At 61.7% G+C, this 19048-nt stretch carries 23 protein-coding genes; 10 read left to right on the forward strand and 13 right to left on the reverse strand.

The annotated features are described in order from the left end of the window. Positions 1-16: 16 nt before the first annotated feature. Both A4A58_RS10615 and pxpB read right to left on the reverse strand, forming a co-directional pair. Positions 17-1063 (reverse strand): biotin-dependent carboxyltransferase family protein, encoded by a 1047-nt coding sequence (locus A4A58_RS10615; RefSeq protein ID WP_068731713.1) that lies wholly within the window; start codon positions 1061-1063, stop codon positions 17-19. After that, entirely contained in the window at positions 1060-1791 is a 732-nt protein-coding gene (gene pxpB, locus A4A58_RS10620; RefSeq protein ID WP_068731715.1) for a 5-oxoprolinase subunit PxpB, read from the reverse strand. Before pxpB ends, A4A58_RS10615 begins: the two co-directional genes overlap by 4 nt. 252 nt (positions 1792-2043) lie before the next feature. Here pxpB and A4A58_RS10625 point away from each other — a divergent pair, with 252 nt between their 5' ends. Together A4A58_RS10625 and A4A58_RS10630 are read left to right on the forward strand one after the other, a co-directional pair. Then, entirely contained in the window at positions 2044-2742 is a 699-nt protein-coding gene (locus A4A58_RS10625) for a ribonuclease activity regulator RraA (protein ID WP_068731717.1), read from the forward strand. Between the two features lie 139 nt (positions 2743-2881). Beyond that, positions 2882-3286, forward strand: coding sequence for a (R)-mandelonitrile lyase (locus A4A58_RS10630; protein WP_068731719.1), 405 nt, complete (start codon positions 2882-2884; stop codon positions 3284-3286). A gap of 39 nt (positions 3287-3325) precedes the next feature. On the opposite strand, the gene A4A58_RS10635 is transcribed toward A4A58_RS10630, so the two are convergent. Continuing rightward, entirely contained in the window at positions 3326-3790 is a 465-nt protein-coding gene (locus A4A58_RS10635) for an Lrp/AsnC family transcriptional regulator (protein ID WP_068731721.1), read from the reverse strand. A gap of 156 nt (positions 3791-3946) precedes the next feature. Between A4A58_RS10635 and A4A58_RS10640 the strand changes: the two genes are divergently transcribed. Continuing rightward, complete coding sequence (locus A4A58_RS10640) at positions 3947-4960, forward strand: 1-aminocyclopropane-1-carboxylate deaminase (protein ID WP_068731723.1); 1014 nt, start codon at positions 3947-3949, stop codon at positions 4958-4960. Between the two features lie 53 nt (positions 4961-5013). Here the strand turns inward: A4A58_RS10640 and A4A58_RS10645 are convergent, their stop codons facing one another. The 5 genes from A4A58_RS10645 to A4A58_RS10665 all read right to left on the reverse strand — a co-directional run bounded on the left by A4A58_RS10645 (position 5014) and on the right by A4A58_RS10665 (position 9950). Next, positions 5014-5805 (reverse strand): transporter substrate-binding domain-containing protein, encoded by a 792-nt coding sequence (locus A4A58_RS10645; protein WP_068731725.1) that lies wholly within the window; start codon positions 5803-5805, stop codon positions 5014-5016. Between the two features lie 109 nt (positions 5806-5914). Next, positions 5915-6673: a DUF2147 domain-containing protein gene (locus A4A58_RS10650; protein WP_068731727.1), complete on the reverse strand. Its 759-nt coding sequence runs from the start codon at positions 6671-6673 to the stop codon at positions 5915-5917. 216 nt (positions 6674-6889) lie between these two features. Next, positions 6890-7375, reverse strand: a complete 486-nt coding sequence (locus tag A4A58_RS10655) for a hypothetical protein (protein WP_068731729.1) — start codon at positions 7373-7375, stop codon at positions 6890-6892. A 90-nt stretch (positions 7376-7465) separates the two neighbouring features. Next, positions 7466-8890 carry an amidase gene (locus tag A4A58_RS10660; protein WP_068731731.1) on the reverse strand — a complete coding sequence of 475 codons (1425 nt, stop codon included), beginning with the start codon at positions 8888-8890 and terminating at the stop codon, positions 7466-7468. 70 nt (positions 8891-8960) lie between these two features. After that, complete coding sequence (locus tag A4A58_RS10665; protein WP_068731733.1) at positions 8961-9950, reverse strand: hydroxyacid dehydrogenase; 990 nt, start codon at positions 9948-9950, stop codon at positions 8961-8963. A gap of 199 nt (positions 9951-10149) precedes the next feature. On the opposite strand from A4A58_RS10665, the gene A4A58_RS10670 reads away from it, so the two are divergent. The 4 genes from A4A58_RS10670 to A4A58_RS10685 all read left to right on the forward strand — a co-directional run bounded on the left by A4A58_RS10670 (position 10150) and on the right by A4A58_RS10685 (position 11972). After that, positions 10150-10833 (forward strand): Spy/CpxP family protein refolding chaperone, encoded by a 684-nt coding sequence (locus A4A58_RS10670; protein WP_086937017.1) that lies wholly within the window; start codon positions 10150-10152, stop codon positions 10831-10833. Between the two features lie 65 nt (positions 10834-10898). Then, on the forward strand, positions 10899-11120 hold the full coding sequence (locus A4A58_RS10675) for a hypothetical protein (RefSeq protein ID WP_068731875.1): 222 nt from the start codon (positions 10899-10901) through the stop codon (positions 11118-11120). Positions 11121-11203: 83 nt separating this feature from the next. Continuing rightward, the gene (locus A4A58_RS10680) at positions 11204-11461 is read left to right on the forward strand and encodes a hypothetical protein (RefSeq protein WP_068731736.1); all 258 of its coding nucleotides are present in this window, start codon (positions 11204-11206) and stop codon (positions 11459-11461) included. A gap of 202 nt (positions 11462-11663) precedes the next feature. Further along, positions 11664-11972, forward strand: coding sequence for a DUF930 domain-containing protein (locus A4A58_RS10685; protein WP_068731877.1), 309 nt, complete (start codon positions 11664-11666; stop codon positions 11970-11972). Positions 11973-12002: 30 nt separating this feature from the next. Here the strand turns inward: A4A58_RS10685 and A4A58_RS10690 are convergent, their stop codons facing one another. Further along, positions 12003-12965, reverse strand: coding sequence for a LysR family transcriptional regulator (locus tag A4A58_RS10690; RefSeq protein ID WP_244499727.1), 963 nt, complete (start codon positions 12963-12965; stop codon positions 12003-12005). A 451-nt stretch (positions 12966-13416) separates the two neighbouring features. Continuing rightward, positions 13417-13605, reverse strand: coding sequence for a hypothetical protein (locus tag A4A58_RS10700; RefSeq protein WP_068731742.1), 189 nt, complete (start codon positions 13603-13605; stop codon positions 13417-13419). Between the two features lie 201 nt (positions 13606-13806). Here A4A58_RS10700 and A4A58_RS10705 point away from each other — a divergent pair, with 201 nt between their 5' ends. Beyond that, positions 13807-14031 carry a hypothetical protein gene (locus A4A58_RS10705; protein ID WP_068731744.1) on the forward strand — a complete coding sequence of 75 codons (225 nt, stop codon included), beginning with the start codon at positions 13807-13809 and terminating at the stop codon, positions 14029-14031. Positions 14032-14098: 67 nt separating this feature from the next. On the opposite strand, the gene A4A58_RS10710 is transcribed toward A4A58_RS10705, so the two are convergent. After that, the gene (locus tag A4A58_RS10710; protein ID WP_068731746.1) at positions 14099-14902 is read right to left on the reverse strand and encodes an outer membrane protein; all 804 of its coding nucleotides are present in this window, start codon (positions 14900-14902) and stop codon (positions 14099-14101) included. 167 nt (positions 14903-15069) lie between these two features. Continuing rightward, on the reverse strand, positions 15070-15324 hold the full coding sequence (locus tag A4A58_RS10715) for a hypothetical protein (RefSeq protein ID WP_068731748.1): 255 nt from the start codon (positions 15322-15324) through the stop codon (positions 15070-15072). A 692-nt stretch (positions 15325-16016) separates the two neighbouring features. On the opposite strand from A4A58_RS10715, the gene A4A58_RS10720 reads away from it, so the two are divergent. Beyond that, positions 16017-16607, forward strand: a complete 591-nt coding sequence (locus A4A58_RS10720) for a hypothetical protein (protein ID WP_068731750.1) — start codon at positions 16017-16019, stop codon at positions 16605-16607. A 434-nt stretch (positions 16608-17041) separates the two neighbouring features. Here the strand turns inward: A4A58_RS10720 and A4A58_RS10730 are convergent, their stop codons facing one another. After that, positions 17042-18010: an NAD(P)H-binding protein gene (locus A4A58_RS10730; protein WP_068731880.1), complete on the reverse strand. Its 969-nt coding sequence runs from the start codon at positions 18008-18010 to the stop codon at positions 17042-17044. 20 nt (positions 18011-18030) lie between these two features. Between A4A58_RS10730 and A4A58_RS10735 the strand changes: the two genes are divergently transcribed. Further along, positions 18031-19014: a LysR family transcriptional regulator gene (locus tag A4A58_RS10735; RefSeq protein WP_349509574.1), complete on the forward strand. Its 984-nt coding sequence runs from the start codon at positions 18031-18033 to the stop codon at positions 19012-19014. The last annotated feature ends 34 nt before the right edge of the window (positions 19015-19048 follow it).

Here is a 19048-nt window from a genome sequence, read left to right on the forward strand (position 1 = left end):
TGAGTAGGATTCGAAATCAGTCTTGGGCGTCTGCCGTTTGCGGTGCCTGCCACGTATTGTCATCGGTTGCACTGACGGCGACACCAGCGACATTGGACGACAGCAGCGCCTTGATGTCCAACATCAGGATGTTGGAATCATGGACACGGCCGGGCAGGCTCTGCAGCAGCTCGGCGAAGGCGCGATATTCCGCCTGCGCCTCGGCCATGGTGATGGCTTTAAAGCGGAAAGCGCGGCCCGGCTGGGTCTGGCCGAACCGGCCGAGATCCGTCGAGATCACGGTCGCGATTTTCGGATAGCCGCCTGATGTGCCACGGTCGGGCATCAGCACGATGGGCTGGCCGTTGCCAGGCACCTGGATCGAGCCGTTCACGGTGCCGTCGGAAACGATGTTGTGCCCATGCAGATGTTTGACGACGGGGCCTTCAAGGCGATAGCCCATGCGGTCGCTGGTCGCCGAGATCTTCCACTCGCTGCTGAGGAACAATTCTTTGGCGTCACCGAATTCGTCGTCTTGTGGTCCAAGCACCACGCGGATCGGACCTTCGGCCGGCGCAGGCAAATCGATGCGCTTCTCGTTGGCGCTGCTTGCAGCCGCCACCAGCAATTCGTCACCGGCCTGCAGTGGGCGCGGATAGGGACTGCCGAGACCGGCGCGGGCGTTCACGGCCAGGCTGCCGAACATCGGCTCGCCGCGTACGCCGCCTTCGATGGCGAGATAGCCGAAGGTGCCGGCGCGGGCGACGCCGAGATTGAGGCTCTCGCCATCGGCCAGCGTGACGGAGGTATTGACGTTGAAGGGTGTGCCCGCGATATCCGCCGGCCGTGTTGCGCCGGTCAGCGACACACGCACGGCGCCGCCTTTGGCGGTGAAGACCGAATTGAGCGGGCCGAGTTCAATGGTGGCGGCGAACAGCGTGTTGCCGAGCAGGGCATTGGCGGCGGCCATCGCCAGTCGATCGACGGCGCCCGATGGCACCAGGCCATAGCGCTGTGCGCCGAACCGGCCGACATCCTGCACTGAGGAGCCGGGGCTCACGGAAGTAACGATGAGCTTGCTCATGACGCGATCAGCTCCGCGACGAATGCGCCGGCCTCGGCCGCGCGGTCCTGTTCGGCAAAGGTCTTCTCATCGACAGCCGCGAAGGTGATGGCGTCGCCGGGTTCAAGCAGGAAGATGGGATCGCGGCCGAGCTGATAGGTGCGCACGGCGGTCCGTCCGAGCAGATGCCAGCCGCTGGGGCCGGCAAGGCATTGCACGCCGGTCTGGATGCCGCCGATGGAAATCGTGCCGGGCGGTGTCAGCAGTCGGGGATTCTGCCGGCGCGACATCTGCATCGAACTCGGCAGCCCGCTGAGATAGGACCAGCCCGGCGTGAAGCCGATCATCGCCACTTTGTAGTCGCCGCCCACATGGCGTGCGACCACTTCGTCCGGCGTGATGTTGAGCGCCTTCGCGACGTCTTCGAGATCAATGCCATTCTCGCCGCCATAGGCGACGGGGATGCGCCAGCGCCGGGCCGCCTTGGCCTCGGGCAGCGGCTGCAGCGCCAGTTCGGTCAATTTCTCACCCAAAGCGTCGAAGCCGATCTGCAGCGGATCGTAATGCACCAGCAGGGAGCGATAGGTCGGCACGGTTTCGGTGACGGCAGCAAGGCCGGCCGACGCGACGAGCTTGTCGAGCGCCAGCACCCGGCGGTTGGCTTCCTCGTCAATGGTGCGGCTGAATTCCACGGTGATGGCAGCATCGCCACTGGGGAGGATGCGGGGCGGGGAGAGAGCTGCGACCATGGCCTCACAACGTCAGTATTGGACAATCATGCATAGCGCGTTTTACCAGCGAGTGGAATTCGCAATCTGAAAATAGCCGTGCATCTTCAATAAATTAATACGCATGTTGGCGATAAGCCGTACTGATCGCAGAGGTTTCATCACATTGCATGGCGCTTTGAAGCAGCAGCCCTTGACGCGCTGGCATTCCACCGCAAGATGCGCCGCCGTAAGTTCAACGTCCTGCATCCTCTGACCTGAAGAGCCCTGCGTATGTCCCTGACACCCGAAGCCATTGCCACCCTGTCGAAGGTCACCACCGCGACCATCACCACCGTTCTCCTGAAGAAGGGCCTGCGCAATGTCTGGCTGCGCGGCGCCAAGCCGCTGCGCCCCGGTCAGCCCCGTCTCGTCGGCCCGGCCTTCACCCTCCGTTTTGTGCCGGCGCGCGAGGATCTCGCCACCCCGGAATCGTGGTCGTCGCCGATCTCGACCCGCACCGCCATCGAAGCCATGCCGGAAGGCTGCATCGCCGTGGTCGATGCCATGGGCATCACCGATGCCGGCATCTTCGGCGACATTCTTTGCGCCCGCATGCAAAAGCGCGGCGTGGCTGCGCTGATCACCGACGGCGTGGTGCGTGACATCGAAGGCGTGCTCGGCACCAATTTGCCGGTGTGGTGCGACGGCTATGCCGCTCCGCCGTCAGTTGCCGGCCTGACCTTTGTCGGCTGGGGTGAACCGATCGGTTGCGGCGGCGTTGCCATCTTCCCGGACGACGTTATCGTCGCCGACCAGGACGGCGCTGTCGTGATCCCGAAAGCCTTCCTCGATCTCGTCCTCGCCGAAGGCGCCGAGCAGGAGCGTATGGAAGCGTGGATCGTCAACGAGGTGAACAACGGCGCTACGCTGCCCGGCCTGTATCCGATGAATGCCGAGACCAAGGCGCGTTACGCCGCGTCGAAGAAGTAACCAACCAACTCAAATACCCTCGTCCTGAGGAGCGGCCGCTTGGCCGCGTCTCGAAGGGCGAGGGAGTGTTCATCCCTCATGGTTCGAGACGGCGCTGCGCGCCTCCTCACCATGAGGGCCAGAGATTGGAGACCGTGCCATGAAGCTTTTCCCCGCAGGTTCGCGCCCGACCAAAAGGGCGCCAGAGGAATACTTCACGGGCACGGTCTGGCAGGACCCGGTCATTGTCGCCGAAGCGCCGGCGCGGCTGGTGACCTTCCGCGTCAGCTTTGAGCCCGGCGCACGCACCGCCTGGCACACCCACCCGTTCGGGCAGACGCTCTATGTCATCGCGGGCGTCGGGCGCTTTCAGACCGAAGGTAAGCCCGTCGTCGAGATTAAGCCGGGCGATACCGTCTGGATTCCACCGGGCGAGAAGCACTGGCACGGCGCGGCGCCGACCACCGGCATGACCCATATCGCCATGCAGGAAGCGCTCGACGGCAAGACCGCGGACTGGATGGAAAAGGTCAGCGACGAACAATATGCGAAGCCGGTCGGCTAGGACGGCCAGGCATTGCCGGGTACGAGGACGACGCTGGGTTCAAAAGTCTAGCGGCGCATTGTCCACCACCTCTTTCATAACGAAAAAGGTTCGGGTCTGACGGACGCCGGGCAGCGCGATGAGCTGCGTGCCGTGGATACGATTGAAATCGGCCATGTCGCCGACGCGGATTTTTAGGAAATAGTCGAAGTCGCCGGCGACCAGGTGGCAATCGAGAACGAATTTCAGTTTGGCCACTGCCTTTTCAAACACTGCAAAGCTTTCCGGCGTCGAGCGATCGAGCACGACACCGACCATGACCAGCGCGCCGCGGTTGACCTTCTCGGGCGCAATGATGGCGCGTGTGTTCCTGATATAGCCTTCGTCAAACAGCTGCTGCGCGCGGCGATGGCAGGTGGCGGGACTGACATTTACCTTTGCGGCCAGATCGGCATTGCTCAGACGCCCGTCTTTCTGCAGCAAATGCAGCATGCGAAGTCCGATTTTATCCAGATTTTCTGCCATGAAAGGATCTTCCAAATCTTTGGAAGTATATGCATCTTACTTCCAGTTTATATGGATATGGTACGATATATAGCAGATAACAGCCATATCTTTGAAAGCACCTTCCGCACCGAAAATGCTAGCTGTACCGCCAGTTTTCACGACAACAGGTGTCACATGCTCGAAGGCTTCGAACGCTATCCGCTCACCTTTGGACCCACCTATATCGAGAAGCTGGAGAAGCTCTCGGCCCATCTCGGCGGTAAGGTCGAACTCTACGCCAAGCGCGAGGACTGCAATTCCGGGCTGGCCTATGGCGGCAACAAGCTGCGCAAGCTCGAATACATCATCCCCGATGCCATCGCGTCGAACGCCGATACGCTGGTATCGATCGGCGGCGTACAGTCCAATCATACACGCATGGTCGCCGCTGTCGCAGCCAAGATAGGTATGAAGTGCCGCCTCGTGCAGGAAAGCTGGGTGCCGCATGAGGACGCCGTCTACGACCGTGTCGGCAATATCATGCTCAGCCGGATCATGGGCGCGGACGTGCAGCTCGTCGACGAAGGCTTTGACATCGGAATCCGCCATAGCTGGGAAGAGGCGATCGAGGATGTGAAGGCCAAGGGCGGCAAACCCTACGCCATCCCGGCTGGTGCCTCCGTGCACAAATTCGGTGGTCTCGGCTATGTCGGCTTTGCCGAAGAAGTCCGGGCGCAGGAGAAGGAGCTCGGCTTTGCATTCGACTACATTGTCGTCTGCACCGTGACCGGCTCGACCCATGCCGGCATGCTGGTGGGCTTCGCCAAGGACGATCGTCAGCGCAGGGTCATTGGTATCGACGCATCTTTCACGCCGGCTCAGACCAAGGCGCAGGTACTTGAGATCGCGCAGAACACCGCCAAGCTGGTCAAATTAGGCAAAGACCTCGTCGAGGATGATGTGGTGCTGATCGAGGACTACGCCTATCCCGTCTATGGCGTGCCATCGGAAGAGACCAAGGACGCCATCCGTCTCTGCGCGCGCCTCGAGGGGATGATCACCGACCCTGTCTATGAAGGGAAATCGATGCAGGGGATGATCGACCTCGTGCAGAAGGGTTACTTCCCTGAAGGATCCAAGGTGCTCTATGCACATCTCGGCGGCGCGCCGGCGCTGAATGGATACGGCTACGCGTTCCGTAATGGATAGTGCCGTCACATCGCGTGCGCCGGCTTTGCGTCCGGCGCGCCGATTGCCTCCGGTCACTCGAACCAGCGGTTGACCGTCGCACGGAAATTGCCGTCTTCCTGCATGATGTGCAGCCACTGATCGACGAAGGCTTTCAGCGCGACATCGCGCTGCAGCCAATAGGCTTTTTCAGCGAAATCGAACGGCATGTCGGGATGCACAGCGCAGAGCACGCCGTGATGCAGCTTCTGCTGATAGCGGGTCTCTGACGCATCGGTCATCATCAGGTCGGCACGGCCCTGTGCGATCTCGTCGAAGATGCGGGTATTGTCGTTGAAGACGGTGATCTCGGCGGATTTGATATGCGTCCGTGCAAAGCGCTCATTGGTGCCGCCCGGATTCACGATCACCTTGATACCTGGCCGATCTATCTCCGCGAGCGTGCCGAATTTCCCTGCATCTGCGCAGCGCGCGATCGGCGTCTTGCCCTCGCGCATGATCGGGATCGAGAACACGCCCTTCTTCTGCCGGTCGAGGGTGATCGACACGCCGCCCATCACCATGTCGAACTGGTCTGCCGCAAAGTCCGCTGACAGTTTTGGCCAGCTTGTCTTCACATAGTCGACCTTGACGCCGAGTGCTTTTCCGAGCGCCGCCATCTCGACGTCGAAGCCCTTGAACGATGTCGTGGTCGGATCGAACGCGCTGAATGGCATGTAGTCGCCGGTCAATCCAACACGCAGCGTCCCCCGGGCAATGATATCGTCGAGGCGGGACGGTGAGGGCGCAGCAACTGGCGTCTCTGCCTGCAACGGCGTCGACAGCAGCAGGCAGGCTGCCAGCCAGGCGGCGGTGATTCTGATCATGACGTCTCCCCCGTTTGTATCGCGGAGCTCACCGTTCAGGGGCGCACCGCGTTACGATCAGCTTACAGGGGATGTTGGACCTTTCAATCGACGAGCGCGTCTGCTGGGATCAGTTCACCCGCGTCCAGGTCTGTCCGCCGCAGAACATGCCACCGAAGGCACAGCCCTGAACACGCAGCGTGTCACTGCCCTTCAGGGCGATAGTCGATTCGTAGGTGCTGCCGCTGTTCGGATCGAAGATCTTTCCCGCCCATTTGTTGTTGCCGGGCTTCATGTTGATCAGCACCTTCTCCCCATTGGCCTCGGTCTTGGCATTCATCGAATAGCCGCACAGATTGGCGCCGCATTGTTCGATGCGAACCTTGCCCTCCTTCTTCTCGGTCATCCAGATGCCGAGCGGCGTTGCCGCGGCGGCAGGCGTAACCGGTGCGGGCGCATCCTGCTGGTTGACCGGATCGGTGGGCGGTGCGTTGGCTACGACCGTAGAGGGCACAGATTTCTCGGCAGGCGCGGGAGCCGGGGCAGGCAGCGGGGCCACCGCGACGGATGGCGTGACAGGTGTCGCCGGAGCTGCCGCTTCCTTTGGGGCGACAACGGGCTTCTGCGTCTCCGCAGGCTTGGCCGTCTGTTCGGATCGCGGAGTGTTAGGGGCCTGCTCGCGCGTCTCGCGGTCACGCTCGCGCTTGCTGCGCTTCGTGCCATATTCGTAGACGCCAGGAATGGAAACCGAGATGCAGTCCGTCGAGTTGCAGTCGCTTGGTGCTTCGATGGTAATGGTGCGGCCACCGATGTCGAACGAGTAGCTGTCGCCGGCCTGAGCGGCGGTGCTGGTCAGCAGGATGGCGGCGAGGGCGAAGAGCGGCTTCATGTGTCCTCCAAAGCGGTTGAAATCCTACCCCTAACCGAGCCGCGGATGCGCCCGAACACTGTGATCCGCGTCACTCAGGGGGAATTGCAATTGCTTTGGTGTGTGGCGCCGACTGAAGAAGTGGTTCAATCATGCGCCGGACATATGCGCTCAAGGCAGCCTGACAGGCCTCAACGCCGCCGCCGGATGGCGGTGTCGCCTGAAGGCTGGCTTTCGTCAGTAGTCGCTGTAACGCGAGACGCTGCTGCCCACGGTCATCTGGCTCTTCAGCGTCTCGAAACGATCGCGGGCGGCGCGCTCGCGTCCATCGATGAAATCGATGATTTCGTCACGCGGCATCGGGCCTGATGAAATCGGTCGCGAACTACCGATGGTTTCATCGACGAAATACTGACCGTCGTCGTCGCGGCGTGCGGTCCAGCGAAAGCGGATGGCATCGAGTGGACCCGGACCGAGACGAGAGTAGCCATCGACCTCGAGGGCCTCTGGAACCGTGGAGGGCGACTCGTGTTCGACGAGCGGTGCTTCGGGCTCAGCGGCGACCATGACAGATACAGTCTCGGTGACCACGGTTTCAGTGATGACGGTAATCGAAGCGGGCTCGGTGTCGCCGTGTTCGGCCACTTGCGATTCCGCTTCCTTGCGGTCGAGAATGCTCGCAATGGCCGCGAGGGCGTGATCGGTCGGATCGTTCTGGGTCATTGAAATGCGCCTCCCCGCAATTACGCAACGTCCACATAGGCCGATATGTAATCGGCTGTGGTTTCATTTTGGTAATCGCTGTGGCTGTTTTTAGGCAGAGATCGGCGGACGCCTGTCTTTCCAGGGCCGGATCTGCTCGAGTTGCCCGGCCAGACGGAACAGCATGGCCTCGTCGCCGAAATGCGCCGTGAACATCATACCGATCGGCAGGCCTTTGCTGCTCCAGGCCAGGGGCACCGACATGGACGGCTGGCCGGTCATGTTGGCCATGCTGGTGCCTGGCATGTAGCGGCGCAGCAAAGGCGCGACATGGCCGAGATCGTCCGACATCGTATCGATCTCGCCGATCCTGATCGGCGGCGTGCAGAGTGTCGGCGACAGGAAGATGTCGCAGCCGGTAAAGAATTCGGTGACGCTGCGGGAGATCTGGAATGCGTTCTGCAGTGCTGTCACGTAGTCGACTGCGCTTGCCTTGCTGGCATTGTGTGCGCTGCCGAGTGTGAGTTTCTCGAAATCATCCGAGGTCATCGGGCGGCCGAACTTCTTCTCCGCGAACTGCACGGTAGCCGCCGTATTGGCCGACACGATCGCCGCAATCACTTGTGCAGGGTCCAGCGGCAAAACCGGCGCGCGTTCTTCAACATGATGACCCTGTGCTTCGAGCAACCTGCCGACATCGCGGACGGCAGCGGCGACCTCGGGATCGATCGCATCGCCATAGGGCGACTTGTCGGTGAAGAAGATGCGCAGCCTGCCGGAACCACGGCTGACTTCATCGAGGAAGGGACGTTCCGGCGCGGGCGCCATATAGGGGCTCGTCAGTTCAGGCCCGTGAACAGCGTCGAGCATCGCGGCGCTGTCGCGTACGCTGATGCTCACGACGTGGCCGCAGGAAAAGCCGCCCCAGCCTTCGGCCTTGTCAGGACCCGTCGGATTGCGAGCGCGGGTCGGCTTCAAGCCGAACACGCCGCAGGCCGAGGCGGGAATACGGATCGAGCCGCCGCCATCGCTGGCATGCGCGACCGGCAGGATCCGCGCAGCCACAGCAGCGGCCGCACCCCCGGACGAGCCGCCCGATGCATGATCGGTATTCCAGGGATTGCGGGTCGGCCCGTGCAGCCGGCATTCGGTCGTCGGCATCAACCCGAATTCGGGGCTCGCGCTCTTGCCGAATATCGTCAGGCCGGCCTTGAGGAAACGCTGGGCGAGGGTGCCGGTGTGATCGGCGACGAAGTCTTTGTAGAGACTGGCCCCGAAGGTCGTGCGCGTGCCGCCGAGGAGTTCGAGATCTTTCAGCAGGAATGGCACGCCGGTGAACGGCCCGTCGGGCAATCCCTCGTCGATCTGGCGCTGCGCATAGTCCTCATGGCGCACCACGACGGCGTTGATCCGGGGATTGACGCGCTCGGTGCGCGCCACCGCCTCATCGAGCAGTTCGCGCGGGCTGATCTGCTTGCTGCGCACCAGCCCGGCAAGGCCGAGCGCATCGTGATCGCCGTATTCCTTGAATGCCATCGCGGGGTACTCTGGTGAGGACTGAGGACGTGCTACCGCGGATCAATCATCCGCGCCAGCAATCGACGGTTCAGCCGAACACGTCCGCGTTGACGGCATTTTGCTTGATCGGCTCGCCGTCGAGCACGCTGAGCATGTTGCGCGCGGTCTGCGCGCCCATGCGGTCGAGTGCTTCGCGAGTAACGCCGGCGACATGCGGCGCGATGATCACGTTCGGCAGTTCGAACAGCGCGTGACCGAGCGGCGGCGGTTCCGCCTCGAACACGTCGAGGCCGGCACCGGCGAGCTTGCCCGAGACCAGCGCATCATGCAGCGCGGCCTCGACGATGATGCCGCCACGCGCAGTGTTGATGAGATAGGCCGACGGCTTCATGCGGGCGATCCGCGCAGCGTTGAACAGGCCGGTCGTTTCCGGAGTCTTCGGGCAATGCAGGCTGACAAAGTCGGCGCGCGGCAGGACCGCGTCGAGATCGCTCACAGGCTCGCAGCCGGCAGCCTTGATCGTATCGGCCGAGACATAGGGGTCGTAGACCAGCACGTTCATTTCCATCGCCTGGCAGCGCTTGGCGGTGCGGGTGCCGATGCGGCCGAAGCCGACCACCAGCACGGTCTTGCCGAACAGATCGAATGGCAGCAGGCCGAGACGGGTGCTCCACTTGCCATCCTTGACCAGCGCATGTAGTTCGACCGCACGCTTCGCCAGCGTCAGCATCATGAACAGCGCCTGTTCGGCGACCGATGGCGAGTTCGCCGTGCCTGCGATCATCAGCGGCACCTTGCGCTTGCTGAGTGCCGCGACATCGACGGCGTCGTAGCCGACGCCAATGCGCGCTACGACCTTCATGTCTCTTGAGGCTTCGAGTTCCGGTTCGCCAAAGCGTGTAGCGCCCAGCGCGACGCCATGGACGGGTGCTTGTTCCTCGATCAGTTTTGAAAAATCGGCGGCGGAGATCAGGTTCGAGAATTCGACGATCTCGATGTCATCGCGGGCATTGAACAGCTCCCAGCCCAGTTGCGACATCGACTCGGTGATCAGAAGTTTCTTCTTGTTGGTCGCCATTTCCACCCCTTGAAGCATTCTACGTTGTTGCGCCCTGCCAATGGCCGCGCGTTATCTAACAGGCTTGGCTCGATGAGGTCTACCATTGGCAGAGATGCGGCGTGTGGACTTGGCCGTGTTGAAGCCACTATGGTTGCTGATGATCGCAAGTGATTTGCTGCGCCGCGAAATTGCGGCGAGGGAGACGGGGATGACCAGAATGAATTTGCCCAAGCGCACGCATCGACCACTGCGCCATGTGCTGTGCGTCGCCGCCGTTCTGCTGCTCGGAAATTCCGCAGCGGTTCACGCGCAAGGGCTGGTGCAGGGCGTGCAACAGGGGGCAAGGGACGGCAATCGTGCGGCCGGGCCGATCGGCGGCGTTCTCGGCGGAGCAATTGGTGGCGTCGTGGGCGTTGTCGGCGGCGTGCTGGGCGTGCCCTCGAACAGCAATGTTCGCGGTCCCGTGGGCGGGCAGTCGAGTGCCAAACAAACCAAGGCCGCCAAGAAGGGCAAGAAAGGCGCTCAACCCGCGGCGGAGCCGGAACTGACCGCCGAGCAGATCGTCGCGAGTAGCGACGCCAACACTAGCCGTATCAAGACGTCGCTCAACCTGACGCCGGAGCAGGAAAAGAACTGGGCCGGTTTTAGCAACGCCATGCATACGCTCGGCAATAACGGTGCGGAGCGCCTGAAACTGCGTATTGCCCGCGCCAAGCGCGATCCGCCGGATGACATCATCGAGCAGATGCGCAATGAGGCCCAGTTCCTCAACGACCGGGCCGTCGATCAGCGCGCCGTTGCCGATGCCGCGGAGCCGCTATTCGCCACGCTGGATGATAAGCAGAAGGCGCTGTTCATTCAGGAGATGGTCGGCCTCAGCCGGGAGCGCGGTCTCGACTAATCGCCGCAGAGAGGAACCTCTTGGCCGCGGGGACGTTTTTCCTTCATCAGATGAAGGAGACAATCATGGCTGAGAAATTCGATCCCGCGCCCCACGACAAGTATGCTGTTGGTGTGAAGGAAGCAGCGCGCGCTGATCACAAGTCTCATGAGGAACTCAAGACCGGCCTGAAGGACAGTTTCCCGGCTTCGGATCCTGTGAGCGTGACGCAGCCTGACCGGTCGAAACACGATAACGACGATGATTCATCGCTCTGGAACAAGATCACGGGCATTTTCAAATCCTGACGATGCACGCGTTGTAATAATTGGTTAACTATGTGCGCCGCACAATCACATCGGGCTTTGACTGGTGATGATGGAGGCTGGCGGTGGCGATTGTGTTTTCTGACAGTGATCTTGAAGCAACCGATACCCCTGCGGCTTCGCGGCGGGGCGATGTCTTCACTATCCACGCGACGCGCAACGACCAGAGCATGGTGACGCACCGGATCATTCCAGATGTTGCCGTTGCCCAGGCCCGGACGCTCAACGATGCGGGTTGGCGGGTGAGTATCTCAGGTCTCGGTGGCCGCCGGTTCTCGCCCTCGGAATTTCATCAGTTGCTGACATTCAAACGGATTGGCTGACGATCCCAAGTTGAAACCCCGCCGGTAACACGAGCGGGGTTTTTTGCACGTGCGAACATGGTAGGTTCACGCCGAACAATCCTCCCAATTCACATAAGGTAATTGGTCTAAGTCGATGAGAAAAATGGCATTCGCGATCTTGGCTATTGCCTGCATCGCTGCGCAGTCTCCCCTACGTGCAGCGTCGTCCCGGACCGATCAGATGCTCAAGCTGTCGCCGGAAACCCGTCTGGAGCAGCGTTGCGATGCGCGCGCCATGGGCGCCGTGGGCCGCGAGCACAAGGGATACAAGCCGGACGAGTTCGTTGCCTACGCGTTTGCCGATCCGGTCATTCGAGGCAGCCAGATCAAAGCGCCGGGCGGCGCCATCCGCAGCGGGGGCAAGTGGTACAGGCTGTCTTATGTCTGCGAGACCAGCCCTGACGGGCTCGACGTCAAATCCTTTGCCTATCAGCTCGGCACTGAGGTGCCGCGCAGCGAATGGGACGAACACTATCTCGTGCCACGCTGACTGCCGATGGGATTGCGGCCGGCCTCACGATCATGGCTGAACTACAGGGTTCACCATGGCCGACGATTTGAAAAAGCGTGACGAAATCTCGTTGAGCAATTCCGTGCTCTGCATTGTTTCCAGGTTCGAGCGCGCACACAGCAACGCTTTGACCGGCGGCAGGTGCGGCAGATAATATTCCTGCGCCCAGACAAGTGTAGGCGGAATCATCCGCTTCGGGATCGCGGTGATGCCGATGCCGCTTTCCACAGCCGCCAACTTGGCGTGATAGTCGGGACTGTTGAATACGATCTTGTAGGACAGACCGTGGCGCGTCAGGGTCCGGATCATCAGATCGTCGCCCGGCCATGTCAGAATGGGGATCGGCGCGCCCGAACTGAGGACGAAGTCCTTTGCGCGCACCCACACGAACTCCTCGTCGGCCTCGTTGACGATCAGGTGCGATATCTCGCTGCTCATTTCCGGATTTTCGAGAATGTACGCGATATCGATATAGCCGTCGATCAGGCCTTTGGTGATGCCCACCGAGTTGTCAGTGTGAATGACCAGATCGGCTAGGCTTTGGGAGGTCTGATGGCTGAGGAAATCCTGCACGAACAGGGTGCTCAATCCAAACCGGATCGGTTGCGGAAGATACGCCACGCCGCCAATCCGTAACATCTGGTCGTTGGCTTCCAGAATCCGTCTCGCCTGATGCAGCACCAGCTTGCCGAGCTGGGTAGCCATCGTCCCGTTCACCGACTTGGTGAAAAGGATGCCTCCCACCATGGTCTGAATGCGCTTGATCTGGGAGCTAACGGCGGGCTGGCTCAGGCCCAAGCGTTCGGCTGCCTTGGTCAGGCTGCCAGTCTCCGAGATCGCCACCACGGTCCGGACGATCTCGATGGGGATATTTAACGGCTGATATCGCTTGTGCATCGCGACACGTCCGAGTCGGAGAAAATGGGGCGAGTCATTGAAATTTACAGTTGTGTAACGGCGGACCGCAATCAAAGAATTGGATTAGTTCCAAACTGCGCGAAAAGACGTATATGGGCTCGGGGAAATCTGGATAATACAGTTGGAACAAGGTAGCCCAATACGGCGACGATTCCTTAAGGGCGTGGATTTTATTTTAAGCAACTATAGGTTGTCTGTTTCGGCGCTCGGTGCGCGTAAAAACGCGACATTCCGGGCGAGCTGTTCTCGGCTTTCGGAGACTGCAGATGTCCGGCACCCGCAGAGTTCATCTCAATGATAACATTCGCACCGAACATCTGAAATGTTCGTGCTGCAGGACCAAAGTTTATTTGATCAAGATCGAGTCGGACGACCAGGGCGGTGAAATTCGCACCTTTGGCTGTCCACATTGTGCCACGTCGAAATCGCTGCGCTTGGCGCCGCGTCGGCAACACCTCAAGCCCGCTGAACTCGTTGCGGACCAGGTCGTCTGCTGATCGAACGACTACAGTCGATCGACGCGCAAAAAGAATGCCCAGATGATGGACAGGACGGCGGCGATGACAAGCCATGACGGGTTCATGCAGAATATGTCGCCGTAGCGGCACACCTGCATCGCCCATCCGTTGTTGTTGATACTCGCCGCGTAAAACACACCGGCAGCGACCGTCAGAATGCTCGCGATCATGAACATGGGGCGCTCCAATAATATTGGCGCCACACTGTTCTGCATTCTTGAAGCAGCCGTGAATCGAATCGACGAAAGTCGGGGGCTTTGCGCATTTTTGATACGCGCACTCCAGCCCGATACCGTCGCGGATCTGCTTGAGGCTTTTTTAACCGCGAGTCGCCCAGAGTTCCTGATGGGGACATTGCGACGTTGGGGAGGCCCGATTTGGCCAAATACGAAACGACGAAATATGCGCAGATGCGCCGCTGCCGGATGGCGCATCTTCATGGCGAGTTGATCGACGAGCGATTCAGCGACGATGCCGACAGCGTTTTCGTCAACGGCTATGTTCACGCCGTTCGTCCGGATCTGACCTGCTGGCCACTGCGCTGGACGATCACCGTGGAGCCGTATCCGGTCGAAAGCCGCGTTTTGGCAATGACCGGCTGACCGACGTACCTCCAAACAAAAAGCCCTCGCTTCCGAGGGCTTTTTGTTTCGATGTGTTCTGCAGCGATCAGTAGCGCGCGACCGACGGGCCGCCGAAATGATAGTTCAGTCCGCCGCGTACCGTATTGGTCTTCAGGTCGATATCGTGGGCAATGATACCGGTTGCAGCGCCTGGTCCGGTGAAGGTCGGAGCCGAGACCGATTGCTTGCCGAAATCGGTATGGAGATATTCGACCTTCGCCGACCAGTTTTTGGTGAACGCGTGTTCGATACCGGCGCCGATGGTCCAACCTGCCACGGTCTTTGACAGTGACGCGGTTTCGTTCTGGCCAGTCGTGTCGGTTAGCGAGGAGGCGAAATTCAACTCGGTGAGCGCGAGGCCGCCGGTTGCGTAGAAAAGCGTACGATCGACCGTGTAACCAACGCGCGGGCGCAGCGTGACCAGCCAATCGCTCGTGACGGAATTTGTGGTGGTGAACGAACCGCCGGCCGGGAAAGGCGCGGTGAAACCGCGCGACTGTTTCAGGCCGAAATAGTTCGCATCGGCCTCGACGCCAAACAACCAGCGGTCCACCTGATGATTGTAGCCGACCTGACCGCCGCCGGTGAAGCCATCGGGATTGAGCCGCGGCGAGGCAGCCGCAATCGCCTGCTGGTTTGCGATCGGCGTGGTGCCATTGACGAAAGCGTTGGAGACGTTGCTCTGGCCCCAGGAACCGCCGGCGTTGCCGCCGACATACCAGCCGCCCCAGCTATAGCCTGCTTCGGTCGTCGCGGGCGTCTTGGTCCAGACGCGCGACTGCAGGTCGGCAGCAGCGGCATTCACCGCGCCCGACGCTGCGATGATCGCGGCCAGCCAAAGGGTTCGCATCCAGGACCTTCCATCGCTCTGAAGATATTGAGCGAATTCGACACAAGCTTTAGCTGGAAACGCTGACCTTGGCTGTCACCGGGGGGCAACAGAAGCAGAACAATACCTGAGTACGGCAGCAAAAAGCCCGGCCGTTGGGCGGCCGGGCTTTCCGTAACTTGATGTGATCAGTAGGCGCAGACGTTGACGGTCCGGACGCGCGGCCCACGACGGGTTTCCACCACGCGGCGCTGCAGGCAGCCGTCGGTCAGGCCGCCGACATAGAAGGTAGGTCCGCCATAGAAGGCGTGGTGACCGTAGCCACCCCATCCACCGTGCCAGCCACCGACATGCCAGCTGTGGGCCGATGCAGCGCTGGGGGCGAGGGCGGCCGCACCGAGCGAGGCCGCAGCGATCAGTCCGAGGGTTACTTTGCGAAACATAGATCTTCTCCATTGGGTGGGCGCGCGAGCGCTTTGCTGTGTCCCTGCCCATCAGTCGCTACCCTCGTCGGGCGCGTTCAAAGCGGTTCTGGAGAATCGTGTTTCAGTCTTGTTTCGTCGGAGACAGCTTTCATCGAAGCCCGGTCTCTCGATCAGAGCAGCGCAGTGGCTGCAGGCGCACCAACTAGCTGAGTTGCGAGATGGCTGAGCGGCGGTGTCGCGAAATCGTCGCGCGCTTAGAAGCGGGCGCGGTAACCGTCATAGGCGTGAGCGGCCAGAATGCCGGCGCTGAGAAATCCGAAGAGTGCAGTGACGGTCTCAATCATCGTGGTGGTCCTTATTCCCCCGCGAACTACAGACGGTACGGGGGGCCGCACAGTCAAAGAGATTCGCGGTCGGCTTTTCATTCGGAGCTGTAGTGATGCGTCGTTGCAACATTTTACGCGGTTGCGAGAAGCGATCGGGGCGCAACGGCGATGACAATGCGGCGCCGGCGAGGCGACGCCAGCCCGGCGCAGGGTTAACGGGCGCTGAAGGCGTATCTGCGCGGGCATGATGAGGCGACATGGGGGATGACCGAGTCGCAGCAGTTCACCTCGGTGGACTTTTTGCTTACATACGCTTCTAAGGAATCGCGCCGGTTGTCTCGCTCCCCGAGCCGCAGGATCGGACGTCGCAAGTGAGGATCTCCCGTGGCCGATACGTTCAATAACGAGATCAATGTCGGGCCGCCCCCTGTGCCGCTGCGCAAGCGCAGGTCGTTCGGCCCGCTCGGAGTTGTCGCCGTGCTGTTGATCCTCGCTGGCGGCGGTGGATATCTCTGGCTGAACTACCACGACGCACTGACCGACATGGCACAGGTCGTGACAGGAAGCACTGGCCCCAGAGATAGCGCCCCGGTGTTGGCGAGCGCGGCGGAGGGCAGCGTCAGCGCGACTGATTTCGCGGCGTTCCAGCAGCAGACCGGAAGCTCGATCCAGGCTGCTACCGAATTGCTGACGGCGCAGCAGACAGAGTTGAAGCGCCTGTCCGATCAGATCCAGGGCCTCACGACCCAGGTCGTTGGACTAACCGCCAAGATCGATACGCTGCAGGGCAGGGGCGTTCTCGCCGCTCCGGCTCCAGCCGCTGCGGCGCCAGCGCCCATGGCCGCAGCTCCGGCTGCGCCAGTGGCCGCGCGCCCGGCACCCACGGCGCCGCGCAAGCGACCCGCCGATCGTCCCGCCGGTGCTATCTCGGTCGGCGGCGCTCCGCTCCCGGCGGCGGCACAGCCGCCGCGGTGATCCCTTAAGCGGCCTAACGCGTCTGGGGCCGTCGTGTTTTTTTGGGCGGCCTGTGGCGGCTGAGATCGGGCGGGCCGCCGATGATCTTGGTCTTCACGAATTCGCATTTCGGGCAGGTGAAGGTGCATTTGTCACCACCTCCGGCATCGGGCGCACTTCGCAGCAACGCCATTCGCGCCCGGCACATCGCGCAGCGCGGCGGCTTGAGAGTGCCGAGTGTTTCAGCGGGCGTCGTTGGCTCGGATTGATCGATCATGTCGTCCGACGAGGATGATGCAGCGGTGGCGGGCCACGCCCGACGATGATGAGCTCTACGTTTACGCTATAGTCCTTGACGCCGCACCTCCTGCATCCGCCTAGCGTTCTGCCGGCCGGTGCCGGTGAAGCACAGAACCGTGGAGGTGGCGAGCCAGCCCACCGATCACGGCGGGCAGTCAGGGCGTGCCAATCCGAAACGTCGCCTTCAACGCGTCGTCGATCGGCGTATGCGGTTCCTCGCCGAGCAATGCAACGAGGCGGCGGTTGTCGAAGCGCATGGGGTAGCGCCAATAGGGCGCGATCTCCGCGATTTCGCGCGGCAGGCCGCCGAAAGGGGCGAGCAGTCTCATCGCCCGCCACGAAAAGCGCGTCACCGGAATGTCTGGGCGCTGCGTGATGCGGCGAATGGCTGCCGGCAAGGCGGTGCCGTCGGCGTCCCACACACCTTCGAACTGCAGGCGCTCGAAAGGCCGCAGCTTCTCCTTCATCCCGATCAGCCGGGCTATCGCTTCGGCGAGATCTGGCAAGTAGGCCCAGCTATGTCCCACACCGGGAGCGGTGACGGGATTGACGATGCGCCGGAGCTGCTTGCCCGGTGGCGCCATGACCTGGGTGAACCAGCTCGACCGTGCGTCCGCGCCGAAGAAGTCGCCTGCCCGTACGATCAGGCTGGGCACGCCACTCCGGGCTGCCGCATCCAGACGGGCCTCCATCTCGACGCGGACCCGCCCCTTACGGCTTTGCGGCATCTGTTCGCTGTCCTCGCCGACTACGGGCGTCGTTGCCGGATTGAAATTATACACCGTCCCGGGAAGCACGATACGGGCACCGCCGGCAGCTCTTGCGGCAGCGATGCTGTTGTCGATCATCGGCAGAACCAGCCGATCCCAGTGGCGGTAGCCGGGCGGATTCACGGCATGAACAATCACGGACGTGCCTGCCGCTGCGTGGATCACGTCCGCGCCATTCATCGCATCGCCCGCCACCCAGACTATCGCGACGCGATCGTTCGGCCATCCGCGCTTTGCGGCGGGCACATCGCGCGCCAGACCACAGACGGACCAGCCATGTTCGACCAGTGCGCTAGCGATCGCGCCGCCGACGCCGCCCGTCGCCCCGAGCACAAGAGCCGACTTTCCGTCCATATCCATCTCCCTCGATCAGCATGTCGAAGGCCGGAACATGGCACTGGCTGCCTTCATATAAAATTGTCAAAAACCTTGCAGTCATTCATAACTTTCTGATGAGCGAGCCGTCTATCGACTGGGAAGACCAGCGAACATTCCTCTCCGTGCTGGAAACCGGCAGCCTGTCTGGCGCCTCGCGGCAGCTCGGCCTCGCGCAGCCGACTGTCCGGCGGCGTATCGAGGCGCTGGAGGCGGGGCTTGGCATACCCCTTTTCACCCGCTCCCTGACCGGACTGACGCCCACCCTGCAGGCGCGTTCGCTCGCCAGCTATGTCCGCGCCATGGCCGCCTCGTCGGAGGCCTTCGTTCGTACGGCGTCAGCTGCGGAAGGCGCGATCGCCGGCGCGGTGCGCATCACGGTCTCCGAATTCGTTGGGATCGCCGTCCTGCCTGCGATGCTGGCACCGCTCCGCCAGAGCTATCCCGGTCTGGTGGTAGAGATTGCCCTCAGCGATGCATCCGCCGACCTCCTCGGGCAGGAGGCCGACATTGCTGTTCGGATGCACCGTCCACAACAGGGCGCCCTGGTCGCCCGACACGTCGGCGCGATCCCGCTTCAGTTCTTTGCCCATGAACAATACATCGCGCAGCACGGCATGCCGGACAGCCTCGAAGCACTGGCCAACCATGCCTTGATCGGACCGGATCGCACAGGGGCCGACTTGGCATTGGTGGATTCGGTCGGCATGGGTATGTCGCGCCGGTCATTCGTCATTCGAACCGATAGTCACGCAGCCCAACGCGCTTGCATTGGCGCCGGCCTCGGGATCGGGGTGTTGCAGACACCGACCGGGCTGTCGGATCCAGGTCTTGTTGCCGTCCTGCCCGACATCGTGGTCCACCGCCTCGAAACCTGGCTCGTGACGCATGAAGATCTCCGCAGGTCGCCACGTATCGCGGTCGTGTTCGATCACCTTGTCGCAGCATTCACAGACTATGCTCGGGGCATTATCACGCGGTAATCGGCGGAACTGGCGGAAAGGGTGTCCGCCGATT

This window comes from Tardiphaga robiniae, from assembly GCF_001618955.1.
GTDB classification, from domain to species: Bacteria; Pseudomonadota; Alphaproteobacteria; order Rhizobiales; family Xanthobacteraceae; genus Tardiphaga; species Tardiphaga robiniae_A.

What these genes read in the sequence shown, in the direction of transcription:
- A4A58_RS10670 (WP_086937017.1), top strand. Translation starts at nt 10,150, where the DNA reads ATGAATTTGCCCAAGCGCACGCATCGACCACTGCGCCATGTGCTGTGC.
- A4A58_RS10660 (WP_068731731.1), bottom strand. Translation starts at nt 8,890, where the DNA reads ATGGCATTCAAGGAATACGGCGATCACGATGCGCTCGGCCTTGCCGGG.
- A4A58_RS10640 (WP_068731723.1), top strand. Translation starts at nt 3,947, where the DNA reads ATGCTCGAAGGCTTCGAACGCTATCCGCTCACCTTTGGACCCACCTAT.
- A4A58_RS10615 (WP_068731713.1), bottom strand. Translation starts at nt 1,063, where the DNA reads ATGAGCAAGCTCATCGTTACTTCCGTGAGCCCCGGCTCCTCAGTGCAG.
- A4A58_RS10675 (WP_068731875.1), top strand. Translation starts at nt 10,899, where the DNA reads ATGGCTGAGAAATTCGATCCCGCGCCCCACGACAAGTATGCTGTTGGT.
- A4A58_RS10665 (WP_068731733.1), bottom strand. Translation starts at nt 9,950, where the DNA reads ATGGCGACCAACAAGAAGAAACTTCTGATCACCGAGTCGATGTCGCAA.
- A4A58_RS10630 (WP_068731719.1), top strand. Translation starts at nt 2,882, where the DNA reads ATGAAGCTTTTCCCCGCAGGTTCGCGCCCGACCAAAAGGGCGCCAGAG.
- A4A58_RS10735 (WP_349509574.1), top strand. Translation starts at nt 18,031, where the DNA reads ATGTCGAAGGCCGGAACATGGCACTGGCTGCCTTCATATAAAATTGTC.
- A4A58_RS10625 (WP_068731717.1), top strand. Translation starts at nt 2,044, where the DNA reads ATGTCCCTGACACCCGAAGCCATTGCCACCCTGTCGAAGGTCACCACC.
- A4A58_RS10635 (WP_068731721.1), bottom strand. Translation starts at nt 3,790, where the DNA reads ATGGCAGAAAATCTGGATAAAATCGGACTTCGCATGCTGCATTTGCTG.
- A4A58_RS10700 (WP_068731742.1), bottom strand. Translation starts at nt 13,605, where the DNA reads ATGTTCATGATCGCGAGCATTCTGACGGTCGCTGCCGGTGTGTTTTAC.
- A4A58_RS10685 (WP_068731877.1), top strand. Translation starts at nt 11,664, where the DNA reads ATGCTCAAGCTGTCGCCGGAAACCCGTCTGGAGCAGCGTTGCGATGCG.
- A4A58_RS10650 (WP_068731727.1), bottom strand. Translation starts at nt 6,673, where the DNA reads ATGAAGCCGCTCTTCGCCCTCGCCGCCATCCTGCTGACCAGCACCGCC.
- A4A58_RS10715 (WP_068731748.1), bottom strand. Translation starts at nt 15,324, where the DNA reads ATGTTTCGCAAAGTAACCCTCGGACTGATCGCTGCGGCCTCGCTCGGT.
- pxpB (WP_068731715.1), bottom strand. Translation starts at nt 1,791, where the DNA reads ATGGTCGCAGCTCTCTCCCCGCCCCGCATCCTCCCCAGTGGCGATGCT.
- A4A58_RS10710 (WP_068731746.1), bottom strand. Translation starts at nt 14,902, where the DNA reads ATGCGAACCCTTTGGCTGGCCGCGATCATCGCAGCGTCGGGCGCGGTG.
- A4A58_RS10645 (WP_068731725.1), bottom strand. Translation starts at nt 5,805, where the DNA reads ATGATCAGAATCACCGCCGCCTGGCTGGCAGCCTGCCTGCTGCTGTCG.
- A4A58_RS10730 (WP_068731880.1), bottom strand. Translation starts at nt 18,010, where the DNA reads ATGGACGGAAAGTCGGCTCTTGTGCTCGGGGCGACGGGCGGCGTCGGC.
- A4A58_RS10655 (WP_068731729.1), bottom strand. Translation starts at nt 7,375, where the DNA reads ATGACCCAGAACGATCCGACCGATCACGCCCTCGCGGCCATTGCGAGC.